Source organism: uncultured Georgenia sp. (genome assembly GCF_937958535.1).
Lineage (GTDB): Bacteria > Actinomycetota > Actinomycetes > Actinomycetales > Actinomycetaceae > Oceanitalea.
In genome coordinates, this window is sequence record NZ_CALGNQ010000037.1 from 1 (window position 1) to 5,851 (window position 5,851).

Annotated in this window: 5 protein-coding genes; 1 reads left to right on the plus strand and 4 read right to left on the minus strand. The window is 72.9% G+C overall.

The annotated features are described in order from the left end of the window. From cimA to Q0195_RS02145, 4 genes are all read right to left on the minus strand, one after another. Positions 1–1,481, minus strand: a 1,481-nt coding sequence (cimA, locus tag Q0195_RS02130) for a citramalate synthase (RefSeq protein WP_299273918.1), incomplete at its 3' end; no start/stop codon positions are given. A gap of 241 nt (positions 1,482–1,722) precedes the next feature. Next, the gene (locus tag Q0195_RS02135) at positions 1,723–2,817 is read right to left on the minus strand and encodes a branched-chain amino acid aminotransferase (RefSeq protein WP_299273921.1); all 1,095 of its coding nucleotides are present in this window, start codon (positions 2,815–2,817) and stop codon (positions 1,723–1,725) included. A 133-nt stretch (positions 2,818–2,950) separates the two neighbouring features. After that, on the minus strand, positions 2,951–4,006 hold the full coding sequence (locus Q0195_RS02140; protein WP_299273923.1) for a 3-isopropylmalate dehydrogenase: 1,056 nt from the start codon (positions 4,004–4,006) through the stop codon (positions 2,951–2,953). A 43-nt stretch (positions 4,007–4,049) separates the two neighbouring features. Next, positions 4,050–4,601: an ASCH domain-containing protein gene (locus Q0195_RS02145; protein ID WP_299273925.1), complete on the minus strand. Its 552-nt coding sequence runs from the start codon at positions 4,599–4,601 to the stop codon at positions 4,050–4,052. A 72-nt stretch (positions 4,602–4,673) separates the two neighbouring features. Here Q0195_RS02145 and Q0195_RS02150 point away from each other — a divergent pair, with 72 nt between their 5' ends. After that, positions 4,674–5,414: a DUF4870 domain-containing protein gene (locus Q0195_RS02150; protein WP_299273927.1), complete on the plus strand. Its 741-nt coding sequence runs from the start codon at positions 4,674–4,676 to the stop codon at positions 5,412–5,414. Positions 5,415–5,851 lie beyond the last annotated feature (437 nt).

A 5,851-nucleotide genomic window follows, 5' to 3' on the forward strand; every position in this document is an offset into this window, starting at 1 on the left:
CGGGTGGTGGCGTCGGTGCCGGACTGGGTGTCGAGGATGCGCACCTTGAAGTCGATGAGCTCGAAGTCCTCCAGCTCGGGGTACACGTCCACCAGCGCCTGGCGCAGGGCGTGGTCCAGCGCGTTGACCGGCCCGTTGCCCTCTCCGGTGCACACGACGCGGCCGCGGCCGGTGTGGAGCTTGACGGTGGCCTCGGCCTGGGTCAGGGAGATGTCCTCGCTCAGCGTCTGCACCATGGCGCGCCAGCTCTCGACGGTGAAGTAGCGCGGCCGGGTGCCGTCGAGCTCCTCCCGCAGGAGCAGCTCGAAGGAGGCGTCGGCGGCGTCGAAGGTGTACCCCTGCGCCTCGGCGGCCTTGACCCGCTCGGTGACCCGGGCCAGGACGTCCGCGCGGCCGGACAGGTCGATGCCGAGCTCGCGCCCCTTGAGCTCGATGCTCGCCCGCCCGGCCATCTCCGAGACGAGCATGCGCATGTCGTTGCCGACGGCGACCGGGTCGATGTGCTGGTAGAGGTCCGGGTCCACCCGGATCGCCGAGGCGTGCAGCCCCGCCTTGTGGGCGAAGGCGCTGGCCCCCACGTAGGGCTGTCGGGCGTACGGGCTGATGTTGGTGATCTCGCTGATGGCGTGGGCGAGCCGGCTCGCCTCGCGCAGACCGTCGCCGGCCAGCGTCGGCACCTTGTGCTTGAGCTCGAGGTTGGCCACGCAGGTGACGAGGTCGGCGTTGCCGGTGCGCTCCCCGTAGCCGTTGACGGTGCCCTGGACGTGGCGCACCCCGGCCTCGACGGCGGCGATCGAGTTGGCCACCGCGCAGCCGGTGTCGTTGTGGGCGTGGATGCCGAGCTTGCCGTCGACGGCGGCGCGCACCTCGGTGACGATCTCGGTGACCCAGCCGGGGAGCATGCCGCCGTTGGTGTCGCACAGGACGATGACGTCGGCGCCCGCGTCGAGCGCCGCCCGGGCCGCGCTCAGCGTGTAGCCGGCGTCGTAGCGGTAGCCGTCGAAGAAGTGCTCGAGGTCGACGAACACCTCCCGGTCCTGCTCCTTGAGGTAGCGGACGGTGTCGGCGATCATCCGCAGGTTCTCCTCGCCGGTGGTGCGCAGCGCCCGCTCGACGTGCCGGATGTCGCTCTTGGCCACGATGGTGACGACCGGGGCCTCGGAGTCGACCAGCGCCCGCACCTGCGGGTCGTCGTGCGGGCGGGTGCCCGCCTTGCAGGTGGACCCGAAGGCGGCGAGCTTCGCGTGCCGCAGGTCGAGCTCCTTCGCGGCCCGCGCGAAGAACTCGGTGTCCTTGGGAATGGCGCCGGGCCAGCCACCCTCGATGTAGCCGACCCCGAGCTCGTCGAGCAGCGCGGCGATGGCGAGCTTGTCCGCCACCGAGAGGTTCATCCCCTCCTGCTGCGCGCCGTCGCGCAGGGTCGTGTCGTAGACGTCGATGGTGAGCTCGCCCTGCGAAGCGAGGCGCGTCGTCGTACTCATCTCTCTCATTCCTCTGTCCAGCGGCCGCAGTCCGTGCTCCCGGCGGGGGTGGTGCCGGTCTCGGTGTCACCGGGCGGGGTCGGTCCCGGCAACAAAAAAACCTCCCGGGGTACGGGAGGTTGCGCACGCGACGGGTGGTGTCGCGTGCGCTAGCCGATAATGAGCCGGAACTGCATGCCGACATGATGCCACACCGACGGCGTGGCCGAGACCACTCGTCCGGATCGTGGCGCACCGTCGGTCAGGCCAGGCGGCGCATCCAGCCGTGGGTGTCCTCGGCGCGGCCGAACTGGATGTCGGTGAGCCGGTGGAAGAGCCGGGTGGTGGTCGGGCCGGCCCCGCCGTCGCCGACGGTGACGTCGAAGGACTCCCCCGCGAGCCGGCCGATCGGGGTGATGACGGCGGCCGTGCCGCAGGCGAAGACCTCGGTCACCGATCCGTCCTGGATGCCGGCCAGCAGCCCCTGGAGCGGGATGTCGGCCTCCTCCACCCGGACACCCTGCTCGGTGAGCAGCTCGATGATGGAGGAGCGGGTGACCCCCTCGAGGATGGTGCCGGTGAGCGCGGGGGTGCGCACGACGCCGTCGGCGTGGACGACGAAGACGTTCATCCCGCCGAGCTCCTCGAGGTTGGTCCGGGTGGCGGCGTCCAGGAAGCACACCTGCTCGAAGCCCTTGCCGTAGGCGTACTGCTGGGGCAGCAGGCTGGCGGCGTAGTTCCCCCCGAACTTCGCGCTGCCCGTCCCGCCCGGGCCGGCCCGGTGGTAGTCCTCGGCCACCCAGATCGACACCGGCTCGAAGCCCTTGACGAAGTAGGGACCCACGGGCGAGGCGATGACGAGGTACTCGAAGCGGTGGGCGGGACGCACCCCGAGGAAGGGCTCGGTGGCGATCATGAAGGGCCGCAGGTAGAGGCTGGAGCCGGGGCTCGAGGGCACCCACTCGATGTCGGTCTCCACCAGGGTGCGGATGGAGGCGAGGAAGTCGGCCTCGGGCAGCTCGGGCATCGCCAGGCGGCGCGCCGAGGCCTGGAAACGCCGGGCGTTGACCTCCGGGCGGAAGGCCCACACCGAGCCGTCGGCGTGCCGGTAGGCCTTGAGCCCCTCGAAGATCTCCTGGGCGTAGTGGAGCACCGCGGCCGCCGGCGACAGCTCGAGCGGGGCGAAGCCCTCGACCCGGTGCCCGTGCCACCCCTCGTCCAGGGTCCACGTGGCCCGGGCCATGTGGTCGGTGAACTCCACCCCGAAGCTCAGCCGCTCGAGCGCTGCCGCCCGCTCCGCCGTCGTCCGGGGACGAGAGCTCGGCACGATGGCGAATTCGGCGGGTGCGGTGGTCATGGCGGGCCTCCCAGCGGTCCTTCGGTCATCCGCGCGTGGGCGGGTGCTGGTGCGTGTGGTGTTCTCGTCCCGAGGGTAGTCCCTCCGGCGGCGACGCCGAGGCGCCTCCGCGGCCAGGCCGCGGAAGGTCGGCTCAGCGGGTGGTGACGGCGGCGACCGCCGCGGCCAGCGCGTCGCCCACCTCGGTGGTGGTGCGCGTGGCCGTGCCCCGCTCGGCGATGTCCGCCGCGACGGCCTGCTCCACCTGAGCCGCGGCGTCGGCGAAGCCGAGGTGGGCGAGGAGGAGGGCGACCGACAGCACGGTGGCGGTCGGGTCGGCTTTGCCCTGGCCGGCGATGTCGGGCGCCGAGCCGTGCACCGGCTCGAACATGCTCGGGAAGGTGCGGTCCGGGTTGACGTTGCCGGAGGCGGCCAGCCCGATCCCGCCGGTCACCGCGGCCGCGAGGTCGGTGATGATGTCGCCGAAGAGGTTGTCGGTGACGATGACGTCGAAGCGCCCCGGGTCGGTGACGAGGAAGATCGTCGCCGCGTCGACGTGGAGGTAGTCCACCGTGACGTCGGGGTACTCGGCGTTGACGCGCTCGACGGTGCGCCGCCACAGGTGGCCGGCGTGGACGAGGACGTTGTGCTTGTGGACGAGGGTGAGCTTCTTGCGCGGCCGGGCGGCGGCGCGGGCGAACGCGTCGCGCACGACACGCTCGACGCCGAACGCCGTGTTGACGCTGACCTCGTTGGCGACCTCGTGCGGGGTGCCCACGCGGATGGCGCCGCCGTTGCCGACGTAGGGACCCTCGGTTCCCTCGCGGACGACGACGAAGTCGACCTCACCCGGGTCGGCCAGCGGGGTGGCCACACCCGGGAAGAGACGCGACGGCCGCAGGTTGACGTAGTGGTCCAGCTCGAAGCGCAGCCGGAGCAGCAGGCCGCGCTCGAGCACGCCGCTCGGAACGGAGGGGTCCCCCACCGCGCCGAGGAGGATGGCGTCGTGCTGCTTGATCGCGGCGAGGTCCTCGTCGGTGAGGGTCTCGCCGGTGCGGTGCCAACGGGCCGCGCCGAGGTCGTACGGTGTCGTGCGGACGGTGACGTCCTGACCCGACAGCGCCGCCTCGAGGACCTTGAGCCCCTCCGCGACGACTTCCCGGCCGATGCCGTCGCCGGCGATCACTGCGAGGTCGATGGTGCGCGTCATGCGGGACACCCTAGCCAGCGTCCACCGGTCGGGACGGCGCGTCTCACGTAGTGACCGGCTGCCGGGTGTGGCGTGGCGGCTTGGGGTCGAGGAGGCGGAAACGCTCGAGCACAACCGGCACGGTCGGGGCGAAGGGCAGCCCGGCGGCGGCGAGCTCGGCGGTGAAGAGCTCCTCGTGCTCGGTGCGCCACCGGTCCACGTCGCCCTCCCCCTCGGCGGCGACGTGGGCGGCGTCGACGTCCCGGAACGGCACGACGTCGACGCCGGTGGTGACAACGAGCGCCCGCGGCCGACCCGCGCCGTCGAGGACGATCGAGAGGTCACCGGGGGCGGGCAGCGGGACGCCCTGCCACCCGTAGAGCTGCGCCGGACTCGCCGTGGCGGTCTTCCGGCCCTCGAGGAGGAGCGCGAGGCGGGCGTCGGCGGTCGTGGGGTCGCTGCCGAAGGACCACGCCGGTGGGGGCACCGTGCCGAGGGGCTGCTGCCCCACGACGACGTCGAGACGGTCGAGACCGGCCCGTTTGCGCGCCGTGGCCCAGTACGCCTCGACCGCGGCGTCCTGTGCGGTCTGCGGTCCCGCCGCGTCCTCGCTCATGGTCCCGAGTCTGCCAGGTCCGCGGGGTGCGTAACCTGGTGGAGCACGAGCGTCGCCGTGAAGGAGCCACCGATGTCCACCACTCCCCCCGAGCCCGAGGACCACGCCGTCCGGCCGCACGGGAGCGGGCCCGACCAGCCTCCGGCCCCCGGCGAGGACGGTCCCGGCCTGCCGCGGCCGGCCACGGCCGAGGGGACCTCCGACCAGCCCCCGGCCCCCGGCGGGCCGCCGCCCGGCTACCAGGGCCGCTCGTACCAGGGGCCGACCCCGGACGCACCGCACCCGCCGCCCCACCACGGCGTCGGGCCCCAGCAGCCGTACCAGGCGGGCCCGCAGCAGCCTCCGTTCCCGGGGCAGCCCCCGCACCCGGGGCAGCCCCCGTACCAGGGCGGCCCCTACCCACCGCCCTCCCCGGGTTACCCGCCCCACCCCGGCCAGGGGCCCTACTACCGGCAGCCCGGGGGTGACGACCGGACGATCGCGGTGCTGGCCCACCTGTCCCCGCTCATCGCGATCGTGCTCAGCGCGGGTCTGCTCAGCTTCCTCGGGCCGCTCATCGTGTGGCTCATCTGGAAGGACCGCAGCCCGCTGGTGCGCAACGCGGCGGCGAGCGCGTTCAACTTCAACATGACCGTGTGGCTGGCCAACGTCCTCGCGTTCGCCGTCATCTTCACGGTGGTGCTCATCCCGCTGTCGATCGTGCTCTGGGTCGGGGCCTTCGTCGCCCAGCTCGTGCTGTCGATCATGGGGGCGCTCGCCGCGAACCGGGGCGAGGTCTACCGGTACCCGCTGCAGGTGCCGCTCCTCAGCTGACCGCGCGGGACCGTCGCGGCTGCAGGCGTCGCTCCTCGGCCGGTGCGGGGGCGGTGGCCGGTGCGGGGGCGGTCGCCAACTTGACCGGAGGCGCGAGAATCGTCCGCGAATCCACCGGTGACACTCTTCTCGCCGTGTGTTAGAGGGGCATAGCCTCACGCTGTCCCGAGCGCGTCCCCCTTCCGACACCCGCCGCTCCCGCAACGTCGCACCCGGGTACCGGCCGTCCCACCTGAGACGGTCGTCGGCACTCTCGCCTGGAGACACCATGCGCAGGTCCACCCTGGCGGCCGGGGTCAGCATCCTTGCCCTCGCCGCCGGCTTCGTCACCGCCCCCGCCAGTGCCCACCGGGACCGCGAGCGCGGCCCCGACGTCGTGGCCGACGGTCTCATCGGTCCGCTCACGCTGGCCGTGGGAGACCGCGGCTCGGTCTACC